The sequence below is a fragment of the Armatimonadota bacterium genome, assembly GCA_022563855.1.
GTDB lineage: Bacteria > Armatimonadota > Fimbriimonadia > Fimbriimonadales > Fimbriimonadaceae > JADFMN01.
Genome location: JADFMN010000003.1, coordinates 186,331 through 210,272, shown reverse-complemented (window position 1 = coordinate 210,272; position 23,942 = coordinate 186,331). Strand labels below are relative to the sequence as shown.

General features: G+C 59.4%; 22 protein-coding genes and 1 tRNA gene. 10 read left to right on the top strand and 13 right to left on the bottom strand.

From position 1 onward, the window contains the following. Positions 1–210: 210 nt before the first annotated feature. On the top strand, positions 211–687 hold the full coding sequence (locus IH944_05210; GenBank protein MCH7903951.1) for a hypothetical protein: 477 nt from the start codon (positions 211–213) through the stop codon (positions 685–687). Here IH944_05210 and rfbD read toward each other — a convergent pair. The 3 genes from rfbD to IH944_05195 are packed head-to-tail and all read right to left on the bottom strand — an operon-like array spanning position 684 to position 3,187. Next, the gene (gene rfbD / locus IH944_05205; protein MCH7903950.1) at positions 684–1,637 is read right to left on the bottom strand and encodes a dTDP-4-dehydrorhamnose reductase; all 954 of its coding nucleotides are present in this window, start codon (positions 1,635–1,637) and stop codon (positions 684–686) included. The genes IH944_05210 and rfbD overlap by 4 nt on opposite strands. Before the next feature lie 54 nt (positions 1,638–1,691). Then, positions 1,692–2,177: an SRPBCC domain-containing protein gene (locus tag IH944_05200; GenBank protein MCH7903949.1), complete on the bottom strand. Its 486-nt coding sequence runs from the start codon at positions 2,175–2,177 to the stop codon at positions 1,692–1,694. Next, positions 2,174–3,187 carry an isocitrate/isopropylmalate dehydrogenase family protein gene (locus IH944_05195; protein MCH7903948.1) on the bottom strand — a complete coding sequence of 338 codons (1,014 nt, stop codon included), beginning with the start codon at positions 3,185–3,187 and terminating at the stop codon, positions 2,174–2,176. Before IH944_05195 ends, IH944_05200 begins: the two co-directional genes overlap by 4 nt. Before the next feature lie 113 nt (positions 3,188–3,300). On the opposite strand from IH944_05195, the gene IH944_05190 reads away from it, so the two are divergent. From IH944_05190 to IH944_05175, 4 genes are all read left to right on the top strand, one after another. Then, positions 3,301–4,599: a hypothetical protein gene (locus tag IH944_05190; protein ID MCH7903947.1), complete on the top strand. Its 1,299-nt coding sequence runs from the start codon at positions 3,301–3,303 to the stop codon at positions 4,597–4,599. A gap of 164 nt (positions 4,600–4,763) precedes the next feature. Beyond that, a complete protein-coding gene (locus IH944_05185) occupies positions 4,764–6,224 on the top strand; it encodes a hypothetical protein (protein ID MCH7903946.1) in 1,461 nt (486 codons plus the stop codon). A gap of 103 nt (positions 6,225–6,327) precedes the next feature. Beyond that, a complete protein-coding gene (locus IH944_05180) occupies positions 6,328–7,113 on the top strand; it encodes a ParA family protein (protein ID MCH7903945.1) in 786 nt (261 codons plus the stop codon). Continuing rightward, entirely contained in the window at positions 7,098–7,949 is an 852-nt protein-coding gene (locus IH944_05175) for a ParB/RepB/Spo0J family partition protein (GenBank protein ID MCH7903944.1), read from the top strand. Before IH944_05180 ends, IH944_05175 begins: the two co-directional genes overlap by 16 nt. On the opposite strand, the gene IH944_05170 is transcribed toward IH944_05175, so the two are convergent. Continuing rightward, positions 7,946–10,141, bottom strand: coding sequence for a hypothetical protein (locus IH944_05170; GenBank protein MCH7903943.1), 2,196 nt, complete (start codon positions 10,139–10,141; stop codon positions 7,946–7,948). The genes IH944_05175 and IH944_05170 overlap by 4 nt on opposite strands. 84 nt (positions 10,142–10,225) lie before the next feature. On the opposite strand from IH944_05170, the gene IH944_05165 reads away from it, so the two are divergent. Next, a tRNA-Met gene (locus tag IH944_05165) sits at positions 10,226–10,303 on the top strand. A gap of 36 nt (positions 10,304–10,339) precedes the next feature. On the opposite strand, the gene IH944_05160 is transcribed toward IH944_05165, so the two are convergent. Further along, positions 10,340–11,572, bottom strand: coding sequence for an ABC transporter permease (locus tag IH944_05160; GenBank protein MCH7903942.1), 1,233 nt, complete (start codon positions 11,570–11,572; stop codon positions 10,340–10,342). Then, complete coding sequence (locus IH944_05155) at positions 11,572–13,233, bottom strand: HlyD family efflux transporter periplasmic adaptor subunit (GenBank protein MCH7903941.1); 1,662 nt, start codon at positions 13,231–13,233, stop codon at positions 11,572–11,574. The genes IH944_05160 and IH944_05155 overlap by 1 nt, the downstream gene beginning before the upstream one ends. A 153-nt stretch (positions 13,234–13,386) precedes the next feature. On the opposite strand from IH944_05155, the gene IH944_05150 reads away from it, so the two are divergent. The 3 genes from IH944_05150 to tsaD are packed head-to-tail and all read left to right on the top strand — an operon-like array spanning position 13,387 to position 15,591. Further along, complete coding sequence (locus IH944_05150) at positions 13,387–14,088, top strand: ABC transporter ATP-binding protein (GenBank protein ID MCH7903940.1); 702 nt, start codon at positions 13,387–13,389, stop codon at positions 14,086–14,088. A 25-nt stretch (positions 14,089–14,113) separates the two neighbouring features. After that, positions 14,114–14,557, top strand: coding sequence for a ribosomal protein S18-alanine N-acetyltransferase (gene rimI, locus IH944_05145; GenBank protein ID MCH7903939.1), 444 nt, complete (start codon positions 14,114–14,116; stop codon positions 14,555–14,557). Then, positions 14,554–15,591: a tRNA (adenosine(37)-N6)-threonylcarbamoyltransferase complex transferase subunit TsaD gene (tsaD, locus tag IH944_05140; protein MCH7903938.1), complete on the top strand. Its 1,038-nt coding sequence runs from the start codon at positions 14,554–14,556 to the stop codon at positions 15,589–15,591. Before rimI ends, tsaD begins: the two co-directional genes overlap by 4 nt. Here the strand turns inward: tsaD and IH944_05135 are convergent. The 7 genes from IH944_05135 to IH944_05105 form a co-directional block, all read right to left on the bottom strand. Further along, on the bottom strand, positions 15,554–16,453 hold the full coding sequence (locus IH944_05135) for a tyrosine recombinase (GenBank protein ID MCH7903937.1): 900 nt from the start codon (positions 16,451–16,453) through the stop codon (positions 15,554–15,556). The two genes, tsaD and IH944_05135, sit on opposite strands and share 38 nt — an antisense overlap. Next, positions 16,366–18,147: a glycosyltransferase family 39 protein gene (locus IH944_05130; GenBank protein MCH7903936.1), complete on the bottom strand. Its 1,782-nt coding sequence runs from the start codon at positions 18,145–18,147 to the stop codon at positions 16,366–16,368. The genes IH944_05135 and IH944_05130 overlap by 88 nt, the downstream gene beginning before the upstream one ends. A 6-nt stretch (positions 18,148–18,153) precedes the next feature. Further along, positions 18,154–19,116, bottom strand: coding sequence for a hypothetical protein (locus IH944_05125; GenBank protein ID MCH7903935.1), 963 nt, complete (start codon positions 19,114–19,116; stop codon positions 18,154–18,156). A 30-nt stretch (positions 19,117–19,146) separates the two neighbouring features. Beyond that, complete coding sequence (locus tag IH944_05120) at positions 19,147–20,304, bottom strand: acyl-CoA dehydrogenase family protein (protein MCH7903934.1); 1,158 nt, start codon at positions 20,302–20,304, stop codon at positions 19,147–19,149. 96 nt (positions 20,305–20,400) lie between these two features. Continuing rightward, positions 20,401–20,748 (bottom strand): 50S ribosomal protein L20, encoded by a 348-nt coding sequence (gene rplT, locus IH944_05115; GenBank protein MCH7903933.1) that lies wholly within the window; start codon positions 20,746–20,748, stop codon positions 20,401–20,403. Between the two features lie 91 nt (positions 20,749–20,839). Next, positions 20,840–21,058: a 50S ribosomal protein L35 gene (rpmI, locus tag IH944_05110; protein MCH7903932.1), complete on the bottom strand. Its 219-nt coding sequence runs from the start codon at positions 21,056–21,058 to the stop codon at positions 20,840–20,842. Further along, complete coding sequence (locus IH944_05105) at positions 20,991–21,560, bottom strand: translation initiation factor IF-3 (protein MCH7903931.1); 570 nt, start codon at positions 21,558–21,560, stop codon at positions 20,991–20,993. The genes rpmI and IH944_05105 overlap by 68 nt, the downstream gene beginning before the upstream one ends. A 197-nt stretch (positions 21,561–21,757) precedes the next feature. On the opposite strand from IH944_05105, the gene IH944_05100 reads away from it, so the two are divergent. Next, a complete protein-coding gene (locus tag IH944_05100) occupies positions 21,758–23,926 on the top strand; it encodes an enoyl-CoA hydratase/isomerase family protein (GenBank protein ID MCH7903930.1) in 2,169 nt (722 codons plus the stop codon). Positions 23,927–23,942: the final 16 nt, after the last annotated feature.

The following is a 23,942-nucleotide window of genomic DNA, read 5'->3' as shown; positions in this document are numbered from 1 at the left end:
TGCCAGGTTTTCTTCGTCTGAAAAACGGTCAACTGCGCGCATCTGCGCAGTGCCATACGGGCAACGAATATGTTTAGACGACTCCTCGCTGTTTCTGGAATGCTCGTCGTAGGGTCGGTCGCCGTCGCTCAGACCTCAGGTGGATGACCTCTGTGAGGCGGTGGAGCCTTTGGAGCCGGTGCGGCTTCAGAAAGACAACCGACGGTATTGGTGACGAATCTGTGGACCCCGGGAACAGGCACTGATGGCAGGACGAGCGTCTGGTTCAACCCGGTTACGAAATTGCAGCTTGGCGGCGTCTATTTCTGGCGCCAGGGCACGATACGACTCGTCGCCAATTGGATGCTGATTGGCGAAACGCTCGTCTCTCCCGCCATCCGAATCGGGCACGGCGTCCAGGGCGTCGGCAGCGGAAAAACCGTTACGTTCGCGACCTTAGAAAAGTCGACCGGGTTTGCTGACCTAAATGTGGAAGGGTACGTCGGCCTTTCAGTCAGGGGTTTTGAAGGGCACTTTCACGAACTGTACGGAGTCAAGGTCACGCCCACCGGTCCGATCACCGTGGGGCTGCAGTTCGACGGGCACAACAGCCACCCGTTCGCGACGTACAAACTCCAGTCCGGATCAGCCAGCGTGTACCTTGTCAACGGCAAATCCCTCGGGTTCATGTACAGCATGCGGTACTAGAGGATTCTCGGCAGCCGCCTGCAAAAGTCAACGAGGCAAGCCTGCGTTGAGCGCATAGGACTAACTCCGAGTGCAAACAGTTTCCCGGATGAAAGAACGCTGTACTTGGGGCGCGGAGCCGACGTCGGCCATTCCTCTGTACCGATCGCTTCGACTGCGATCTCTCTGCTTTCCCCCAGCACGCTGTCGCGATACGTCTCCAGCGCAAGCAATGCGAGGTGATACCACGTCATCGCGTCCGGCCCGGCAGCGTGATACAGGCCACCTGCAAGGTCCGCCTGAATCATGTCGGCCATCACTCTAGCCATCTCGCCGGTGTAGGTCGGAGAACCGATCTGATCGTCTACGACTCTCAGCTCTTTGCCGTCCAACCAGGCTTTGATGATCGTTCGCGGAAAAGAGCTTCCGGTCGGTCCGTACAGCCACGCTGTTCGGCAGATGATGGCGTCGGGATTCTCTTTCGCGGCGTTCCTCTCTCCCATCAACTTCGTCATGCCGTACTTGCCGAGCGGCTTTGGAAAGTACCCCTCTTGATACGGCTGGTCCGACTCTCCGTCGAAGACAAAGTCAGTGCTGATGTGGAGAAATCTCCAGCCGTTCCGGGCGCAGATGTAGGCAAGGATGCCGGGTGCGATCCCGTTTGCGGCACTGGCTTCGTAGAACTCGTCCTCGGCCTTGTCCACGTTCGTATACGCAGCGCAGTTCACGATCCAGTCGAGGTTGCCGAAGTCGCGCACGCGAACGTGCTCCAGATCTTCAGCCTTCGTGATATCAACTTCGTCTCGGAGCGGCGCGACGACGTCCCATCCCAACTGCCGAAACTCCGCGACGACATCGGACCCGAGCATGCCGTCAGCGCCAAGCACCATGACGCGCTTTGGCTTCGCGGGCTCAACAACTTCCGGCAACTCTTGCTCGAGGAGCGCGGTGGCTCCCTCTTCCCTAGCCAACTCCGCCCCTCCGATCGCCTACGCGCGATGAATCGGCCCGTCGAAATGCGTTCATCAGTAGTTCAAGACGGGTACGCGCGTTGGATCGGTTTCGCGCAGGTCGATGCCGCCTTCGTATACCGACTTGAGATTTGCCAGAAAGAACGTCCAGCCGAGATGGCAATCAACCTGGGCCGCCAATCGCTCATCCTCGGTCCCTTGATCCATGCCTTGAGAGAGCTCGACCAGCGTCTCGTCTCCGTGTGTTTTAAACCGCACCTCGATCCATCCACGATTGGAGTACCAGCCGTACCGAATCTTGCTCTCCTCGACGTCGATCACGCTCGCCTCGTCGTTCGTCCCGTCGATCCACTCCCAGCGGTACGTTCCTCCCTTCACAGCGTCCGGCACGGGCTCTCCGTTTGCGTCGAAGTACTGCGCCCTGTGAACGAACCACCGCTCTAGCTCTGAGCTGTTCGACCAAGCCCGGTGGAGAGCTTCGCGAGGTGCCTTCACCCAGATGCGAAGCGTGAACGGCTTTAGGAAACCATCTACTGTCATGCTGTCGAATGTTCGATGATCTCGTCCATGTACTCTCTCGTGCTTGCCTTTCCGCCGAGGTCCGCAGTCAGGCAAGTCCCGTCTTCGCAAATCCGCAGGATGGAGTTCATGATGCGATCTGCCTGCTCCCCGCGATCGAGGTACCGCAGCATCATGACGGCGCTGAGCAGAAGGCCGGTCGGGTTTGCGATACCTTTGCCAGCGATGTCGGGCGCAGATCCGTGCACCGCTTCGAACACGGCGCAATTCTCGCCGATGTTCCCCCCCGGCGCCAAGCCCAGCCCACCGATCAGCCCGGCACAAAGGTCGCTGATAATGTCGCCGTACAGGTTTTCGGTGACGATCACATCGAACTTCTCGGGCCGTAAGACCAACTGCATGCAGCAGTTATCAACAATGATGTCGTCCGACTCGATGTCGGGGTTCTCCTTCGCGGCGTTATAGAACTCCTCGAGGAACAGCCCGTCGGTCAGCTTCATGATGTTGGCCTTGTGGACCACGGTCACTCGCTCGCGGCCCTGGTCCCTCGCCATCTTGAACGTGTAGTCGAACAGCCTGCGCGAGCCACCGCGGGTGATCACCTTGATCGTCTGCGCTACGTCTGGGTGCAGTTGAAACTCGAGCCCCGCGTACAGGTCCTCGGTGTTCTCGCGCACGATGATGATGTCGATTTCCTTGCCCGCGATCGGTCCCGGTATTCCCGGCATCGTCTTGGCCGGGCGGACGTTGGCGAACAGGTCCAGTTTCTTTCTCAAGCGCACGTTGGCGCTCACGTGCCCGCCTCCCGTTGGCGTCGTGGTCGGTCCCTTCAGCGCTACGCCGATCTCGCGGACGGCCTGGATCGTCGCATCCGGCATTGCGTCCAGCCCCTTGTCCACGGCTGAAAGACCAGCGTCGAGGTACACCCAATCGGCGTCCAAACCGCTGGCCTCCAGAATGCCGATCGTCGCCTGCATGATTTCCGGCCCTATGCCGTCGCCCGGAATCACCGCGATTCTCAACCTGCTCATATACCGGTATGTTGGCACTTCTCCACCTAAGCCCACCGTTGAATTTAGTAACGAATCGGCGATTAGAGCGTTATAATGAATACGAAAGACAGTTCGTGAGGTGCATTTGAACTATGCGTAATTGGTACGTAACCGTTTTGGCCATGTTTTCCATCGCCCTCCTCCTCCCTGCTGACGTTGACGCTCAGCTTGGCAAGAAGGGTGGAGGCAAGAAAGGTGGCGGCAGCAAGTCGGGCGGCAGCAAGCCGCCAACCAAGAGCGGAGGCTCGCAGAGCGGCGGGAAAAAGTCCGGTGGCAGCAAGCCGCCGACCAAGAGCGGAGGCTCGCAGAGCGGCGGGAAAAAGTCCGGTGGCAGCAAACCGCCGACCAGGAGCGGAGGCTCGCAGAGCAGCGGGAACAAGTCCGGTGGCAGCAAACCGCCGACCAGGAGCGGAGGCTCCAGGAGCGGCGGCTCGCAAAGCTCGGGCAGCCTGGGCAAATCGCGATCTAGCAGCTCCGGCAGCGACAGGTCGACTCGATCATCGCCGACCAGAGTTTACAACCGGTCGTCTTCATCGTCGTCGAGTTCCAACGGCCCGCTTCGAAGAAAGACGTCTTCCCGAAGCGGAGTTGTTGATTACGGTTCTTCGAGCAACATCAGAATCGCTTCAAGTTCGCGCTCACGGATTAGAATTCCCGATGCGCCGCGCTTGTTGACTGGCGCAGATCTCTCCCGGGATATATTCCGCGAAGATCGAACACGACGCAACAGTGCGCACAGGCACGGCTACTACCACTACAGCCGGTACTGGTTGGATGACTACTTCTACTATCCGTACTACTACTTCGATTACTATGCCGGCCTGTGTCTGCCCTCGCCGTTCTACTACTACCACCATCTTCCCGGGTACATCTCGTACTCCCGGATTCGGGTGGGCATCTTCGACTTCATACTGATTCACGACCATTACTACAACTGGCATCGCCCGCGGTACACGAACTATTGGTCGTGGGGGGGATACAGAGGGTACGGCCGGAACCAGCGCGACTACCGCGACTCCCGGTACACCGAGCTCGACTACGCGATCGACGACATCGTGACCGCCTTCGAGCGCGGATCGATGCGCACGATGCAGTACCTGGTGCCGACGCGAGGAGAGGTGTACATCGAGCTTGAGGACTACACGCAGTACCGCATGCAGGCGCAGGACTTCTACGACATGATGGCCGACATGATCGAGAGCACCGACACGACGCGCTATACCATCGAGGACGTGCAGTACGACGGCGATCAGGTCGTCATCTACGCCGAGCACGAGTACCGCGACCCCTGGGGACGGCGCGAGCGCAAGTACCACACGTTCGGCCTGGCGGAGACCCGCAACGGCTACGTCATCGAGTACTTCGGAGTCGATCGGGACCGCGGCTGGTAGGCCCCTCAGTCAAAATGCGGCCGGGCCCGGAACCTGAACGTTCCGGGCCCGGTTGTTGTATTTGCCCGGAAAGCCTAATGTTCTTCCATATTCGGCCAAAGATTTCACATAGGAATTGCTGGGTTTGAGGAAATTCTCACCCAGTCCGGCTATCGGAGAACACAGTGGGCCTTACGATCAACACCAATATCGCTGCCATGATCGCCATGCGGCACCTGAACCAGAATGAGATCAGGGGCCAGATTGTGATGACGCGGCTCGCTTCTGGGCTGCGGATCAACAGCGCCGCGGACGATCCCGCCGGACTCATCATCAGCGAAGGGCTGAGAGCGCACATCCAGGGGCTCGATCAGGCAGTCCGCAACACGCAGGACGCCGTCAACATGGTGAAGACCGCTGAATCGGCGCTCAACGAGGTCTCCCGGCTGCTGCGCGGTATTCGGAGCATCGCCGTACACTCTGCAAACGTTGCGGTCGTCGACGCCACCCAGCTCACGGCCAACCAGTCGCAGATTCGCTCTGTCCTCCTCTCGATCGACCGTATCGCAGATCACACGTCTTGGGGCACCAAGAAGCTGCTCAACGGAAGCGCAGGTGTAACGGCTGGCATTACGAGGACCGACCTGGTCAACAGCCTATACATCGGCAGCGAGTTCAACGACGAACGCGTTCGAAGCGGCGAGATTACGATGACCCAGGTCACGCAGGCAACGCGGACCACGACCGGCCCGATGACGACGCAGTTCACAAACTCTGCGACGATCGTTCAGACAGGAACGTTCGTGCTGAATGGCGTAACGTTCTTGGTGGAGAGCGGCCAGACCCTTGCAGACGTTGCGGCGAAGATCAACCAGAAGTCCGGGCAGACCGGCGTACTGGCTTCGATCATCCCGAACGGTGCCAACGTCTCCATGCAGCTGACGTCCATCAAGTTCGGTTCCAACTTCCCGATCAACTACATGGAAACGACGGGCATCCTCAACGGCGGCGTTGCTGCAACGCCTGCAGTGGGGATCGACGCTGTTTACGACGTCGAGGTGCCGATCGAGCCGAACGGGACCACCACTGAGCGGTTTACCGGCGGTCAAGGCCCTGGCGTCGATGGTCTGACGCTGACTTCGACATCCGGCAACAAGCTGGTCATCAGCGCTGCCGGCAACAACGAGACCGCCGCCACCATCATCGGCGCCCTCAGCGTTGGCACCATGAAGTTCCAGATCGGTGCGCTAGCAGATCAGTCGACTTCGTTCTCGATACCGAGCTCATACACGATCGACATCGGGACAGGCGCGATCCCTGGCAAATCCTTGGCCGACGTGGACGTAACCACTGCTCAAGGCGCTGAGGATGCCATCAGGATCATCGATGCCGCCGTCCAGCAGATCGCGTTCCTTCGAGGCGAAATGGGATCGTTCCAAATGAACTTCCTCGAGTCTACATCGAGGTCGCTGCAAGTGGCCCATGAGAACATGACCGCGAGCGAGAGCATAATCCGAGACGCGGATATCGCCAAGGAAATGACCGAGTTCACCAAGATCCAGATTCTGCGCCAAAGCGGCATGGCCGTGCTCGCCCAGGCAAATCAGTCTGCTCAGTCGGTGCTCCAACTCCTCGGTCGGCAGTAGACCGGCTGACGCTCGTGGCCGCAAGGCAGGTCTCGCATTTTATCCACATGCAGGTTATCCACACCTGTGCTTTTTCGGCGGCTGTTGGGGGCATAATGAGCGCGTGCCAATTTGGGGCATCGTCAACCAGAAAGGCGGCGTCGGAAAGACAACGACCGCAGTCAACCTCGCAGCCGGCTTAGCCGAACGGGGCCAGCGCGTACTACTGATCGACGCAGACCCTCAGGGTAACGCCACCACCGGTTTGGGCATCGACAAGGGCGACGTGAAGCTGACGCTGTTCGACGTGTTCGCCGAGCTTGTTGACAACCCGGACGCCGAGGGCATCATGCGCAGCGCAATCCTGACGCACGGGCCAATGCTGGACATCGTCCCGGCAACCCTGGACCTCGCCGGCGCAGAGCCGATACTGCACTCCGCCGTTGGCAAGGAGCAGATTCTCCGCGAGGCGATCGCCCAGGTGCGTAACGACTATGGTTGGATAATCGTTGACGCGCCGCCCAGCTTGGGCTTGATCACCATAAACGTTTTGGCTGCCGTCGACAAGGTGATCGTTCCGATGCAGTGCGAGTTCTATGCGCTCGAAGGCCTCGTACATCTACTCAAGACGATCGACATCGTCAAGCGCAGGATCAACCCCGATCTCGAAATCGCCAAAATCCTGCTGACGATGTACGACCCGAGGAACAAGCTGACGCTGAACGTGCGACAAGAGGTCGATGATTACTTTGGATCGAAGGTCTCGCAAGTCAAGATTCCGCGCAACGTCCGGCTCAGTGAGGCGCCCAGCTTCGGCCAGCCAGCCGTGAGCTGCTTTCCAAACTCGAAAGGTGCGACCGCGTATCGCGAATTGGTGGATGAGGTGCTGAAAGAATGCGTCGCGCACTAGGAAAAGGTCTTTCGCAGCTGCTGGGCGAGGAAGAAGTCGTTGCTCATCCAAGCCACGTTGACGTGAACGCCATACAGGCTAACGCGCGGCAGCCGCGCAGAACCTTCGACGACGGTGGACTGGAGGAGCTGGCTGCGTCGATTCTGGAAGTCGGCGTACTCCTTCCGCTGATCGTTAGACCGTTGGCCGAAGGCACGTATGAGTTGATCGCCGGTGAGAGGCGATTGCGGGCGGCGAAGATCGCCGGGCTGACCGACGTTCCCGTGATCGTGCGCGCGGCAAGCGCGCAAGAGTCGCTCGAATTGGCGCTTGTCGAAAACGTGCAGCGCGAAGATATCTCGCCGATCGAGTGCGCCAACGCGTATAGGCAGCTCGCCGACGAGTTCGGCCTGAGCCACGAAGAGATAGGCCGGAAGGTCAGCAAGTCGCGCACCGCAGTCTCGAACACGCTGAGGCTGCTGCAACTCCCGCGCGAAATGCAAAACGCCATCGGTGCCGGAGTGATCACCGAAGGGCACGCGAGAGCGATCCTCATGATCGATGCCCCGTCGCGCAGGCAGTCGCTCTTCGAGAGGGTTGTGCGAAACGACCTGAGCGTCCGCGAAACCGAGAGACTCGCCCGCGGCCCTGGAGATGCCAACGGCGCCAGCAGCCCAAAGGCCGCCGTCCAGCCGACCGTGGACCCGAATTGGCAAGCTCTGGAACGGGCATTGAGCGAACGTCTCGGCAGCCCCGTGACCCTCCTCAAAAGAGGCTCTGGAGGCCAGCTCAAGGTCGACTTCTACGACGATGAAGAGCTTCAGCGGATCCTCGACGTGCTTGGGATCCAGCTCTAAGGCAGTCGGAAGGTCATCGTGCCGGTTCGACGAGGCTCGGTGAAGCCACGCAGGAATCGACCGTACTCATCGACGAGCGCGACCCTGGCGATGCCTACGTTCGGTCGAATCTTGGTGCGCCCAACGGCGATCCCGCAGCGCCCTCCGTCTTTCAGCTCGATCAGCGCAATCGCCATTCCGCTGTTCAGATCGATGGTCGTTCCTCGGTAGGTGAGGCGGTCCCCTTCGACATCGAATCCCGCCCTGGCGCAAAGCTCTCGCAGCCCATCGACCTCGTCCGGATGGCCGGCGATCAAGTGACCGTTCAGGTTTCCCGGCATCTCCGTGACCGCACGGCCCATGTTGGCGAGCGAACCCAGCGACCGCAACGTATCCTCACTGCCCTTTGCTTGGACGGGATGCAATCGGCGAAAATCGTTGCTGATTCGCATCGGCGTCTCCGATCCTCGCTTGATCGGCAAGCGGTCATAAGGATCGAACGATATGAACACAGGTTTATCTGGAAGCTCGATTCGGAACACAGAACTGTCCGAGCGATCTGGGTTCAAGTCCACCGAAGTGAAGATCCTCTCGCCGTCAACCAGCTCCGCGTACACTTCGCAACGGATGCGGTAAGGATCGCCGAAGAATTGGACTTCTCCTTCGATTCCCTTGTCCATCCAGTGGATGTCGCTGATTTCAAAATCGGGATACCCCGGCTGCCGCACCCACTGATCGAAGAACCACGTCAACGGCTCGTCATAGCTGTCCGCGATCGCCGCCTCAAATCCTGCCCATTCGCCCGGCTGACCTGCCGGATGGCTAGCCAGCCAAGCGCGCAACGCTGAAACAAGCGGTCGCGTGCCGATCTCAAACTCGAGCTGCTGCAAGACGTTGGCTCCTTTGCCGTAGCCAAGTGAAGACGCGTTCCGGCCGATGAACGCGCCCGAATCGGACAGCGGAGCCGCGCGAAAGGCGGACCCGGGCGTAATGTTTTGGATGAACGCGAACCTTCGCTCCACCGTGCTGCCGATCGCGACCTCCCTGTCGAATAAACCTTGCGAAAAGCTCGTGAAGCTCTCGTTCCAGAAGCTGTTCATGTATGTGTTCGGAATCAGCCCGCCCCAGTACGTGTGGCCAGGCTCGTGCGCGTCTTCATCCGGCAGCCAGCCCGTGCCGTACGTCGCATAGGAGTACGCCTCCAGCGCCCCGCCGCCGTAGAGCGGCGTGACGACTGCCGCGAACGTATCGAACGGGTACGGCGCGAACCGCTCGTAGAACTCAAGTACCGGCGGCATGAGTTCGAGCTGCCAACGCATCTCCTCTTCAGCCATCTCGCGCGCCCACACTGAGTACGTAATGCGACCTTGCTTCTTGGAAACGTGCGAGAACTTCCCCGCCGAAAAGCTGAAGTACGAGATCGGTATGTGCATCTCGAACGTGACGTGGCGCTCCCGAGCATAGACCTCGTCTCGTACTTTTTCGCCATGAGAAATGAAAGCCCAATCGGGCGGGCCACGCGCCGAGATCGTCGCCGTCGCCGGGCCTCTTGCGATCATCGGCCACCAGTAGTCGTTGGTCAGCATGACTTCGTCTTTCGTGATCGCTCCGGCAAAGCGAGGCAAATTCACCGTGCCCTCGTACGAGAACACGAGTTGAAACTGCTTCTCCTGCGGCGTTCTTACCGAGACGACGCCTCCAGCTTGGTCGAACGGCACGTCCGATCCGTCCCGCGTGCGAATTGAACTCACGACGTAGTGCGGCGAGAGCCGGAAGTGCGCGTGTTGGTCGGCTTCGGCTCCCTTCGTTACTGTGACGGCGCACTGGATTATCGCCTTCTTTTCCTGCGGCCTGAAGCTCAGGTCGAAGTCGTAGTGCAGCACCTGGTAGCCGCGGTCGTCTCTCTCATCTATCAGCTCAGCGAGCCATCCGTTCCTCCATGCGAACACAAACTCTCCGTAATCTTGCGTCGTCAGCGGGGTTGAAAAAACGACGTACTGCTGCTGTGCCCCCGGATCGCGCAAGCTAGCGGCGTGCCAGCCCAACGAGCCCACGCCAAACGCTCCGGCGCCCTTCAGGAAGTCGAACTCCCCGCGCAATGCTGGGTCGGCCAGGTCCTCGATTGCGGTTGCGTCTCGACTTTGGGCCAGCCGATCAAGAAGAGCGATATCCGGCCCGTCGAGCAAAACGTACGCAAGCAATGTGACGATCATGGTTCGATTTTACGGGTGCCAGCGACCAGATTGCGCCGGGACTGCTTGAATAACAGGCGGGATTCCGCCAAAATGGTATCAAGTGGCGGCGTAGCTCAGCTGGTTTAGAGCGCACGGTTCATACCCGTGAGGTCCGCGGTTCGAGTCCGCGCGCCGCTACCAATCATCCCTCGACAGCAAACTAAACGGGGTAGTCGTCTACTCCGACCGCAACGCCTCGATCGGGCTGAGCCGCGCTGCACGGCCCGCTGGATACAGTCCAAAGATCACACCGATCCCAGCAGAAAACAGCGCCGCCGCGATTGCAGCCCCCACGGGAAACGGAGTCAGCAATCCTTCAGACGTCGGCCACTCTATCGACTTCGTTAAGAGCGTGAGCGACATTCCGAACACATAGGCCAGGCCCATGCCGATGAGCCCACCGACTAGGCTGAGGAACGCGGACTCCACCAAGAACTGCCACGCGATCACCGCTGGTTTTGCACCGACAGCCTTGCGCAGCCCGATCTCACGCATTCGCTCGGTGACGCTCACCAGCATGATGTTCATGATGCCGATGCCTCCGACCAGCAGCGATAGCGATGCGATGCCAATTAGAATCAAGCCAACTGCGTTGACAAGGCCACCCAGAATATTGAGTATCGCCTCGCGCGAGTCGACTCGATAGATCGGCTTGTTGTTGCTCTTAGCCATCAAAGCCTGCCAGACGTCGTCCATCGCCTGTTCAACCTCCACCCCGTCTTTGGGCAGAGCGGTGATGAACGAGATGCTGTCGCCGCCAACCCACTTCAACTGCGCGGTACTTATAGGGACCCAGATGTCGCGACCGGTGTCCTGGCCGAGGATCTCTATCTTTTTCATCACACCGATCACCTCCAGCGAGATGCCATCGAACGTGATCCATTGCCCAAGGACGGATTCGCCTCGGAACAACCGATCTCGGACGTCCTCACCGATGACCGCGACGTTTGCCAGAGAGTCCTGATCCGACTTGGTGATCATGCGACCCTCCAGAATCGTGACTTGGCTGAGCCGCGCCTGCTTCTCGTCAGTCGCCAAGATGCGAGGGTCGTCGAGTTCTCGATCCCCGAACGTAACGGTTTGTGACGGCACTTGAAGTATCGCCGAGGCGATTTCCAGTGACTCTACTCGATCCAGCAAGTACTGAACGTCGTCGTTCGTCAGGCCTTCGATGTCACCGAGCGATTCGCCACGCCGCCCTCTGCCGGGATCGAACGCGATGAACAGCGTTCTAGCCCCGAGCTTGCTGATTTCGTTCGTCATGTAGTGATGAAAGCCGTTTCTGACCATGATGATCATCGTCACGCTCATCACGCCGATGATCACTCCAAGCATCGTGAGAAACGCCCGCAGCTTGTACATGCGAAGCATGTCGAGCGCGACCCGAACCGACTCGAGGAACGTGCGCACTACTCTTCGTCCTCAGCGTCAGACGACTCTTCGTCATCCGAGCCGAAATCCATCATGCCTTTCCTGGGCGGCCCAGCAAACTCAGGCTTCACGACCTCGGTGCCTGCTTCGACGCCGCTGGTGATCTCAAACTTGCTAGCTGACGAATCTCCGACCTCGACCGAAACCCGCGTCGGATCCTCTTTACTTCGCTTCTTGCCCTTTTTCGGGAGCAGAACGAAGTAGCCGTCCTTGTCCTTCCCAACGTACTGTCTGCGGACGATCAGAACGTCCTTCTTTTCGAGCACGATCATCGTGCACTTGGCCGACATGCCGCTCTTGAACGCAGCGTTGGCGGCGTCCAGCTCGACTTCGACTTCGTACTTCACGACCGGGTCGCCGAACTGCTGCTGGCCAGCCCCGACGTCCGTTGGGGCGATCTTGATGACCCTGCCCGTGTACGATTTGTCCGGATACGCCTCTACGTCGATCTTCGCTTCCATGCCAAGCCGGAGCTTAGCGATGTCGATTTCGTTGATAAACAGCTTGACGATCATGGCAGTCCGATCCTCGACCATCATAATGGTCGTACCGGACGAGAAGCTCGACAGGCTGGCGACCAGCTCACCTTCTTGCACGAAACGCTTCGTAACGACCCCGGAGATCGGGGATCTGATGTCCGTCTCGCCGAGCTCTCGCAAGCTGTCGCTCAAGACGTTCTGCACCTGCTCCAAGTTTGCCTGCTGCTGCTCGCGGCTCGCCTCTAGCACCGCGATATCGCTCTGCGCCGTCAACGCATCGCTGAGATCCGCCTCTGACCGTTCGTACTCCTGCTGTTTGCTGTAATCCCTGAATGCATTGGTGCGAGCCCTCGACAAATCGGACTCCGCTTGCCGAACGGTCTCCCGCGCCCGATCGATTTCCAATTGCTGCTCGCTATCCAACCGACTCAGCTGTTCTGTGGCCGTTCTTTGCCTCGCTTTAGCAAGCTCAAACTGGTTGTTCGCCCGCTCCAAATCGCGGGCCGAGACGTAGCCCTGGTCGAACAGCCATTGCTGCCGGTCCAGCTCGCTCCTGGCGTTCTCCCAATTGGATTTAGCCTCGCTCACTTGGCTCTCGTAGCTTGCGCGCTGGTTGGGGTGCGATACGGTCTGTAGCAGTTGCAGCGCCGTTTTTGCGTTGTTGAAGCTGGTTTCCGACCGATCGATCTCTGCTTGGGTCAGCGTCGGCTGGGCCTCCAACTCGACCTTGAGCTGGTCGACACGGGAACGCGCCCGAGACAACTGCGTCTTGACCGTACTCTCCCTCTGTTCGATCTCAACGCCCAATCGGACGAGTTGGGCCGTCGCTGCCTTCACACGAGCCCGATCTTGCTCGACTCGAAAGTTGGTCTCTTGAGGATCGATGCGCGCTATCAGCTGTCCGGCCTCGACGATGTCGCCTTCATCGACGAACAGATCTTGGACTCTGCCAGAAACGCGGCTTTTGACTTCGACCGTCTTGGTCGCTTCGAGCGTCCCCGACTCTATGACTTTCACCACCAGGTCGCCCAACTCGACCTTGACGGTGTCTCCGTCGCCGTTCCCGTTTGCCTGCCGGTTGGCAAAAGCCTTGACTCCGAGCGCCCCTACCACGATCAGACCGAACAGAACGGCGACGATGATAATTCCAAGCTTCTTCATTTCAACCTACCCACGGCACACGTTTCACACACGAAAAGAACTGCGCGAACCCAGATTCGCTGGAAACTGTTACGGTTCGTTTGCTCTAACGTTGCGCCATACGACGGACCTGGGACCGCTGGCCGACAGATCGATCAGTTAAAATGGGGGTTCATGCTGAAGATCGACGGACTCAACGTCTTTTACGGTGCCATCCAGGCGCTCAACAACGTCAGTCTTGAAGTGAAGGAGGGGGAGGTCATCGCGATCATCGGATCGAACGGCGCTGGCAAGAGCACGCTGCTCCGAACGATCAGTGGGTTGGAGCGGCCGAGAACCGGAACCATTCATTTTCAGGGCGAGCCGATTCACACCGTCGCACCAGATAAGATCGTGAGGATCGGGATCAGCCAGGCACCGGAGGGCCGCAGAATCTTCGTCAATATGTCCGTGTACGAGAACCTGCAGCTGGGCGCGTTCACCCGGAACGACGATGGGATTCCAGCCGATATGGAGCGGGTACTGGATCGCTTCCCGAAGGTTCGTGATCGACTCCGACAGAGCGCTGGGATTTTAAGCGGAGGCGAGCAACAGATGTTGTCCATCTGCCGCGCGCTCATGTCGCGGCCAAAGCTCATGCTGCTGGACGAACCGAGCATGGGACTCGCCCCCAATCTCGTCACCGAGATATTCGCGATCATTCGTGAACTGAACGACGACGGAGTCACGATTCTGCTCGTCGAGCAGAACGCCCACAGAGCGCTCGACGTCGCCGATCGCGCGTATGTGCTGGAGACGGGACACGTCGTCCTTTCGGACACGGGCGCCAATCTGCTGACAAATCCGAAGGTCAAAGAGGCCTACTTGGGAGGCTAGCTTGAACGGAGTTCGATTCTCGCCGATCGAGGAGCGGCACCTCGACTCCGTGCTGTCCATCGAGAAGGCGTCAAACGAGATACCGTGGTCTCGTCGGGCGTTCGAGCTTGAGATTGGACACGCGCAAGGGGAGTTCATCGTCGCATCGCGAAAGGGCCAAGTCGCTGGGTACGCCGGTGCATGGATCGACGCAGACGAGTGTCATATAACCACCATCGCCGTGGATCAGGACGTCAGACGGCAGGGGCTCGGTCGGCAGTTGATGATCGAAATCCTGGTCAGGAGCCGAGACAGGGGGGCCTTCTGCTCGACGCTCGAAGTGAGACGATCTAACACAGCCGCGATAGCTCTGTATGAAGCCCTGGGCTACGTCAATTGCGGTATGCGAAAGCGGTACTACCCGAACGACGGCGAAGACGCCGTGATCATGTGGCTCCACGACCTGAGCATGCGGGATGCGCCCGCGTGAACTGTTACGATGCGCCCGTTCTAGGGATCGAGACGAGCTGTGACGAAACAAGCTGCGCCGTTCTGAACGGAACGACCGTGCTCTCGAACGTAGTTTCGTCGCAAGCCGCGCTGCACGAAAAGTGGGGCGGCGTCGTGCCCGAAGCGGCAGCCCGAGCCCACGTCGAGTCGATTCTTCCGGTCGTTGACGAAGCCATCAAGATCGCCAACGTCGGCACACCCGGCGCGATCGCCGTGACAAACCGCCCGGGGCTAGTAGGCGCTTTGAGCGTCGGAGTTACTGCCGCAAAAGCTCTTTCAATGGCTTGGCAGATCCCACTGATCGGCGTGCACCACCTGGAGGGGCACGTCATGAGCACGTCGCTCGCAGGGCACTCCCCGCCCTATCCCCACCTTTGTGTAATCGTCTCTGGAGGGCACACGGAGCTGATTCTCGTGAGCAAGTCTTGTGAATACAAGCAGATCGGTGGGACGATCGACGACGCTGCCGGCGAGGCGTTCGACAAAGGCGCGCGCCTGCTCGGCCTCGGGTACCCAGGCGGACAGGCGGTCCAAGAGATGGCGCGCTCGGGCGATCCAAATCGGTACGATCTGCCGCGAGCCCTCAAGTCCAAGCCGTACGACTTTTCCTTCAGCGGCCTCAAGACCGCTGTGCTCAGGCTCGTCGAGCGCGAAGGCAAGGCGATCAACGTATCAGACCTCGCCGCAAGCCTGCAGGAGGCTATCGTCGACGTGTTGGTCGAGAAGTCCACAAGGGCAGCGGAGGACACGTCGGCGAAGGCGATTGCGCTGGTTGGAGGGGTCGCGGCGAACGAGCGGTTGAGAAAGCAGATGAAGGCAGCAGCCGAGAGGATCGGCGTCGGGTTCTTCGCTCCGCCGCTACAGTTCTGCACCGACAACGCCGCCATGATCGCGCTGGCGGGCTCTGTCAGACTGGCTCAGGGCGAGCGGGACGGCTTTGAACTGGAAGTGAGCGCAAACGAGCGGTTCGCTGACCCTATCGACGCGGGTGCGCTTCGCGATACTTCCTTTTGACTTCGCCGACGTCCAGTTCCGTATAGACCTGCGTTGTGCTGATCGACGCGTGGCCGAGGAGCTCCTGCACCGTTCGCAGGTCCGCTCCGCCTTGCAGCAGATGAACCGCGTACGTGTGGCGCAGCGTGTGCGGGCTCACAGCTCGCTCGATGCCCGCCTGGCGAGCGTACTTCTGTAGCAGCGCGTACGCGGACTGGCGCGACATCCGATTGCCGTGGCTGTTGACGAACACTTCGGCAATCGGCCGCTTGAGCAGCTTCTCTCTTCCTTCGGCGAGGTACCGCTCGATCCATGGCACCGTGAAGCGCGGCAGAGGCAGCCAGCGGGTCTTTCCGCGCTTGCCGGTAACCCGGAACGCCGCCGAATCCAGATCAAGCTCTTCGAGGCGCAGCCCGACGGCCTCGCTGATCCGCAGGCCAGCGCCGTACACAAGCTCCATCAGCGCCCGGTCTCGCAGTCCCCTTGGGCTTTGCACGTCGGGCGCGTTCAGCAACCTGGCCAGTTCGTCGACCGGAAGAGATTTTGGCAACCGCTTCGGCTTTCTCACCGTGCTCAGGCTGGGCAGCTCCATCTCCGGGCCGACTCCGTTCCGTTTTAGGAACTTCAGCAGCGACCGCAGGCTACTAGTCCGTCGCAGCGTCGTTGACGGCTTCAACGGCGGCCCCAGCGTGGCCTGATACCGCACCACGTCTTCGGCGGTCAGCTCCCGCCAATCTCTGCGACCGAGGGCAGCGAAGAACGCCGTCGCCTTAGCGAGGTCGTTCGCATAGGCCGCTACGGTGTGCTCGCTGGCTCCTCGCTCGGCTCCGAGGTGGTCGAGGAACCACTCGATTCGCTCGGCAAGTCGGTCTTTCTTTTCCACAGCCATAAGGTTGGACGAACGTACATGAGGTCATGGAGCGTCGTTCCATCCGGGAACGTAAATGAACTAACTGCGTCGTCGCCTCGAACTTCTAGGGGCTCGTAGTGCGTCGATAGTATGTCCATGAACTCCTTGGCCCGCTCGATCTGAATCTTGTATTCGGTCGGCGGGCTAGGCTCCTTCATCAACCTCGCAAGATCAGCGAACTCAAAGCTGCTGTATACGACGTAGGTCGGTTCAAGCTCGGTCAGAAGCCTCACGTCCCACGAGAACCTTTCATCGGGATTGTCTGGCACGTACAGCAACAGCGGATTCTTGGAGTCGGAGAACATCGAAGACTCGCGCGGGTCGAACGGTCGCATGGCCGCCGAATCCGGAAATAGCGGAATCGAATAGAACCATGGATCGGAGACGAATCCAACCGACTCACCGTCTTCCAGCAGTTCCATGATCTCGCGTGCGAAGGCATCCCGCACGTCCTCCTGCGTCATCAAGATCGTAGTATTCACGGCCAGCGTTAGGCCGCCTCCTCCAACTCCGCCAACGCCTAGAATCGCAAGGAAAACGACCCCGTGCTTGATTGGCTGGCTCGGACTAATGTGCGCCCTTCCCGCCAGCCACCCAACGCCGATGCACAGAACCGGAATCAACGGGAACACATAGCGAACGAACTTGACCTCTGCCCTGCCGATCAGGATGTAATAAGCAAGCGCGAACGCCACTAGCGCAATCGCCCACGCGTGCCTCCTGAATACGGCTCGACCGAGACCGAACGCACCCACTAGCAGCAGAACGAATCCGAACGCGACGGAGAGGTTCTGCAAGTGAAAGATGAACCCGCTGGGCGTCCCCGCGAACACAAGGCCGTGCCCAGTCGACGTGTGAAGCATCTCGTACCGAAAGTCTGCGAAGAACCGTTGGCTTTCGAGCAGTACCCCCGGCGTCGTGACGACGAACGTGACCAAAGCCGCTCCAGCCCCAAGCGCAAGGGTCTTCCAACGCACTTTGTCCGTCGACAGCGCGCACGCGACAGCGAGCGCGATGAGCGCGAGAATCCCCGTGTACTTCGCCCCCGCGCTGAGCCCCGCGAACACGCCAGCGAGAACTCCGTATCGAACGAACAGTCGGGACTGGATGCTCTCTTCTTCTTGGACCGGAAGCAGTCTCAGCGCAAAGTACAGGCTGACGACCAGCAGGAACGTCGCGAACACGTCGGGCGTCTGGAACCTCGAGTGCATGACGTGGCCCGGGGCGAACGCCATCGCCAACGACCCCAGGATCGCTCCCAGCAGATTCACCCTCCCGGCTAGGATCAAGAACACGAACCAGGCTGTGGCAGCGCCCGCGATCGCCGATATGACACGACCCGCCATTTGAATCCGTGCAAACGCTGCGTTCACGGCTGCAGGCCCTTCGCCTGCGATCTCGCCACCGTAGGTCAGAGCGAGGTCGCCCGCGATCCGCACGGACGTCAAATACAGCGTTCCGTAGTTATAAAACCCCGGCGTAAAGTCCAGCCTGGTCGGATCGATCTGCTGAGAGTAGAGCGTGATGACCTGCTCGTCCGGGTGCAGGCTGTGGTTTCGGATGTCGTTCGGCGCACCCCAGCCGATGCCGACGAGCCGCAAGGCTAGCGCAACGGCGAAAACCCCAAGCCCGATGAGCAGCGTCGTGCGTTTGGAATCTAGCTGCATCTTCCGTTACTGGCTACGGAGCAGCTTCATCGTGGTTCTGCCGCGAATCTTCTCTTCGATGTACGCAACGGTAGGTAGCTGGGTGAGCCAGATGGCAGCCTCGCCGTCTGACCGCGCGCGCGCACTGAGCGTGCGTTTCGTCTCGGGATCGAGGTCGAAGTCGATGTGCGACTTGATCTTGAGAATAATCTTCGACAGACCGCTCTCGGACGGCTTCATTCCCAACATGTCGTTCACGAACGGCGCTGCATCGGTGTCAAGCTCCAGGTCTGCGGTCACCCTGTACACCTTTGTGCCATCAGGTTTTTCGATCAGGCCGATGAAGGTGTACGTGTAGTCCAAGCGTTGCGGTCGAACCTTGCCTGATCCCTTGAGCTTCTGCGGCTGGTACGCAACCGTCTCCTCCCACGTCTCCCCTGGTTCGACCTCGAAGAGCGGCAGTCGTGGTGCGAGATCGATGGCCGTGTCCAGGCTGCCGACGAACAGCGCGAGCCGGTACAGCTCTACCATGAAGTTCATCACCGAATCCTGAGCTTGGCCTTTGGCGCGATGCGACAGAGCCCGCAGCATTCCGCCGTCGCCATCGTCGTCGTCTTTCTTGGGCGTCAGATCGATTACGTCCGTCAGCGCGTTGACCGGTGACAAGGTCATCGTGAACCGCCAGTTGAGTTCTTCGATCTCCTTGACAGGCGGCTCAAACGCGGTTTCGCCGAGAATGATCGTCATCTCCGGTCGCCTGTAGTCGATTTTGGCGAATCCATCCGCCAGAATTTCGACCACTTTCATCGTGAACTTGTAGTTCTGGTCGATCTCGTCGGGAATATACGTGGACGTCAAATAGTGGCGGCGCTCCACCATCAAATTCGACTTCACTTCGTATTCAAGCTCTTCGCCTGCTTTGAACTGGCGATAAAGATCAACCGGCTCGCTGGAAGCCGTCAACGCGAATGCAACTGCTGCTAACACCATTTGCCTGTTCCCCCCAAGGGTAACTGTATTTTATCGCAGAACTTGCTTAGAAATGACAAGTCGCTGGATTTCGCTGCACCCTTCCCCAATCTCTGTCAGTTTTGCGTCCCGCCACAGCTTCTCTACCAGGTAGTCGAACGTCATGCCTCGTCCACCGTGAATCTGGATCGCGCGGTTCGTGGTTCTGTTGGCCGTTTCACTCGCAAACAGCTTTGCCATCGAGCTGATCTTGACTATATCCTCCCCACGATCGAACATCGCCGCCCCCTTGTGGAGAAGACCGCGAGCCGCCTCGATCTCCATCGCGCTGTCGGCGATCATGTTCTGGACCGATTGCATATCCGCCAGCCGACGGTTGAACTGCTCTCGCTGTTTTGCGTACTCAACGGTCAGCTCTTGCGCCTTCTCAGAAATCCCTATCGCCATGCCGGCGATCGCCAGCCGACCGCGGTACAGCAGCGAAATCGCCTCCTTGAATGTACACGGCGTGTGCCAGCCCACGGCGTTCGTCATCGTGAAGCGAACGGTGTTCGAAGCCCTCACGCCTACGGTATGGATACGCTCGGTCAATTCAAACCCCGGTTGGTCCGTCTCCATGAGAAACGCTGAAAGTTCCGTCTCGGACGTCTTGGCAATGAGGATGATAAGGTTCGCTTTCCCACCGTTCGTGACGAACATCTTTTCGCCGTTGATGTGGAAGTAGCCTGGTCGATTCGGGATCGGCTCGGCGAAGGACTTCACCCTCCGGGCATCTGACCCTGCATCCGGCTCTGTCAAGCCCCACGCCAGTTTCAGCTTGCCGCTCATGGCGTCGGCGAGATACCGCTCCCGCTGCTCGTCGTCGCAAAAGTGCACAAAGTGCCCAAGGCACAGCGCGTTGATCGCCGAGACGTTCATGCAGAGCGCTGGATCGCCCTTTGCTATCTCGCGGCACGCTTCCACAAACGCCATGCACGACAGGCCTGGACCTCCCATTTCTGGCGGGACGACCATCGAAAGCAGTCCGCAGTCACCCAGCTTGGTCCAAATGTCGTCCGGGAACGCGGTGTTCCGCTCCCATTCTCGCGTGTTAGGCAGAAGCTCGGTAGCGACAAAGCTTCGAACGGAGTCCAAGAACGCAGACTCTTTCTCATTGAGAGGTGGAACGACCGATATGCCTGCGCCTTGGTCAACCATTGCCGAGTTCATACGCCCTACATTCTACTTTGCGCCGAACGCCCATGCACGGGATCGGCGGCACGAAAGACTGACAGCGAGGGTGTCAAGAGCTGTGACCTCATCCTGTCAAGCCATCACCTGCTTGACGAAGCTCTTGAACGCGTCCATGTCTGCCACCGCGAGCTCGCTGAGCGACTTCCGGTTGACCAGCACGCCCTTCTCTCGCATTGCGTGGATCAATTCGCTGTATTTCACATCGCACAGGCGGCATGCGGCGCCGATCCGCGTCACCCACAGCCGTCGGAACATGCGCTTGCGCACGCGGCGATCCCGGTAGGCGTACATCCCACTCTTCATCACCTGTTCGTTGGCGTTCTTGTAGACGTTTTTCTTGCGGCCGAAATACCCCTTTGCTCGACCGATGACCTTCTTATGTCGCTTGTGGCGCATCAGGCCACGTTTTACTCTTGCCATTGTTTTCCTCGTTTACGGTTCTCTCGTCGGACCGCTTTCCAGCCTTGCAGGCGGTGGCGGTAGATTCCCGACCGATGTGCTGCTCGCAGATCTATATGCCCAGCAGCCTTCTCATTCGCTTCCGATCGGCCTTCCCCACTTCCGTGTCCATGTCGAGCCGACGCTTCTGACTGGCGCTCTTGTGCGCGAACATATGGCTGTTGTACGCCTTTCGGCGCAACAGCTTTCCGGTGCCGGTGATCTTAAACCTCTTCAGCGCCGTTTTGCTTGTCTTCAGCTTTGGTAGCGTCCGTTTCTTTAGCTTCGCCATCTTTCTTCTTTCCCGTGATCGGCGACAGAATCACCGTCATCTCGCGCCCGTTCCGGCTTGGAGGCCGCTCGATCTTCCCGACCTCGGCAAGATCCTCGGCCATCTTGAGAAGCTTGCGCTCACCGATCTCCGGGTGGGCCAACTCCCTGGGCCGGAAAACGCAGATCATCCGAACCTTGTGTCCGTCGCCGAGGAACCTTGTCGCGCTACGCACCAACACCTGTAGGTCGTGCTCCTGGGTGCCAGGTCGGAATTTTACTCCCTTGACCTCGAGGTGCTTCTTCTTTTGGTCCTTTTTCGCCTTCGATTGTTCGTACTTGTACTTGCCGTAGTCGACGATTTTGCAAACGGGCGGTTTCGCATGCGGCGCAACCAAGACTAAGTCCAAGTCCGCGTCAATCGCCAGGCTGAGGGCTTTCTTCGTCTCTAGGACGCCCAGCTGCTCGCCTTCGGACCCCAGAAGCCTGACCTCGCTGAATCTCAACAGCCGCCGATTGATCATCGGTGGCGGCTCACGGCGAGGTGGTCGCCTAAAGCGCCTTATACTGGTACTCCTGACACGTTCATTCTAGTCATCGCAATCCCATAGTATATCCGCCGGACGAATGGCTCTGCCAAGCTCAGCCCAGCGCTCCGCCTGTGGGTATCCTGCATCATGCCCTTGATTCGCCGCTTTAAGCGGCGAGGTGAACCTGAATAATGCTGGAGAAGTGCGACAAAGTATGTGTGATCGGTGCTGGCACAATGGGCAGCGGAATCGCTGCCCATTTGGCGAATCTCGGACTTGAGGTCACGCTGCTAGACCTCACGGCGGACTCCGCCCGGCAGTCGTTCGACCAGGCCAAGCAGGCGCGTCCCCCGCACTTTTACCTGGCGACCACGGCTGATTCGATCAGGCTGGGCAGCGTAAGAGACAACCTAGAATGGGCGAAAGAGGCCGATTGGGTCTGCGAGGCGATCATCGAGAAGATGGACGCCAAGAGATCGCTGTTCGAACAGCTTGACGACATTCTTCCGCCGGAGACCATGCTGACGACCAACACCAGCGGCCTACAGATCGAGCTGCTCTCCGCGGGTCGGAGCGCCGCCTTCCGCAGCAAGTTCATGGGCACGCACTTCTTCAATCCACCGCGGTACCTGAAGCTGGTCGAGCTGATCCCAACGCCAGAGACCGACCCGGAAGCGGTCGAAGCCATGAGCCGGTTCTTGGAAGATCGGATCGCCCGCCGAGTCGTGGTCGCCAAGGACACGCCCGGATTCATCGCGAACAGATTTGGGATGTGGTCGATGTTCTTCGCTATCCACGTCGCCGAAAAGCTGGGGCTGACGATCGAGGAGACGGATGCGATCACCGGACGGTTCATCGGCAGGCCGAAGAGCGGCAGCTTCCGGCTGAACGACATGGTCGGGCTCGACATCATGCGCGACATCGCGGACAACCTTCAAGCGAGATGTCCAGACGATCCGTACACCAAGTGGCTGAACAACCCATCGTCGCTCGAGCACCTTCTGTCTAAGGGCTGGATCGGCGGGAAGGCCGGACAGGGGTACTACCGGCGCGAGGGGCGCGAGTTCCTTGCGCTGGACTTTCAGACGACCGCATACCGCATGAGCCTTGACGTCGACTTCCCCTCGTTGAAGAAGCTTGGGCGGCTGCCGCTGGCGGAAAGGCTGCTACAGGCGCTGGAGCTGCGGGACCCAGTGGGCGAGTTCTTGCGCGAGTACCTCGTTCCGACTCTGAAGTACGCCGATTATCTGAAGGAAGAGGTCTGCCACACCGTCGTCGATTTCGATCAAGTCATGAAGTTCGGCTTTGGTTGGGAGGCAGGGCCGTTCGAAATGATCGACATGATCGGCCCTGAGAAACTAGGGCAACAGAAAAAGCGGTACTACGTCGATGGCACGGCGCTCGCTTTCAACGGCGCCTACGAGAACATCCCTAAGAGGCCGGAGCACGCGGTGCTGACGGATTTCCCGGTCGTCAAGCGGTTCGACGGTTTCGACGTCCGCGATCTCGGAGACGGAGTGCACGCCATGGGCCTGACCGCCAAGATGGGCGTTCTCTCGCCGAGCACGATAGGCGACATGATCGCATATCTTGAGAGCGGCGACGCCCAAAGAGTCGTCTTGGCAAGCCACGAGCGCATATTCTCTGCCGGCTTCGACCTGGGTTTCCTCTTGCAGTGCATCGAAGAAGACAAACTTGACGCTGTCGAAGCCGGGCTGCAGGCGCTGCAGCAGCTCGGCAGATTGCTGGGACAAATTCCGTCTGCTGCGGCGGTGTTCGGGTTTTGCCTCGGCGGCGGTTGTGAAATGGCCATCAGCTGCTCTCGCGTCGTAGCGACTGCAGAATCAAAACTCGGATTTCCGGAGTCGAGAGTGGGTCTGCTTCCTTCCGGCGGGGGGTTGGCGCTGCTCCGCCTCAGGCATCAATCGTCGGCGAAACGGTTGGCGGAGATCGCCAAGCTGCTCGCGCTCGGAACGCTCTCGACTTCAGCTGACAACGCACGCAAGCTCGGGTTTATGCGAGAGGACGACGTAACGGTTTACCTGGACGATCGGCTGCTGCACGAGGCCAAGATCGCGGCGCTTGAGGCGGAACCGCGCAAAGAGCAGGAGTGGAGCGCAGTACTCGGGCCGCTGAGCGGAATGATCGAGAGCGCTCAGGCGCAGCTCTTGAAGTCCGGAGAATTGAGCGCACACGACCGGCTCATCAGCGACAAGATCAAGGCCGTGCTCGCAAAGTCCACGTCGTTTGACGATGCACTCGAAAAGGAACGGACTGGGTTCATTTCGCTCCTCGCCGAAGGCCTGTCCCAGACGCGGATTCGACACATGATTGAAACAGGAAAGCCGCTCCGCAATTAATCGAATGGACAGCATC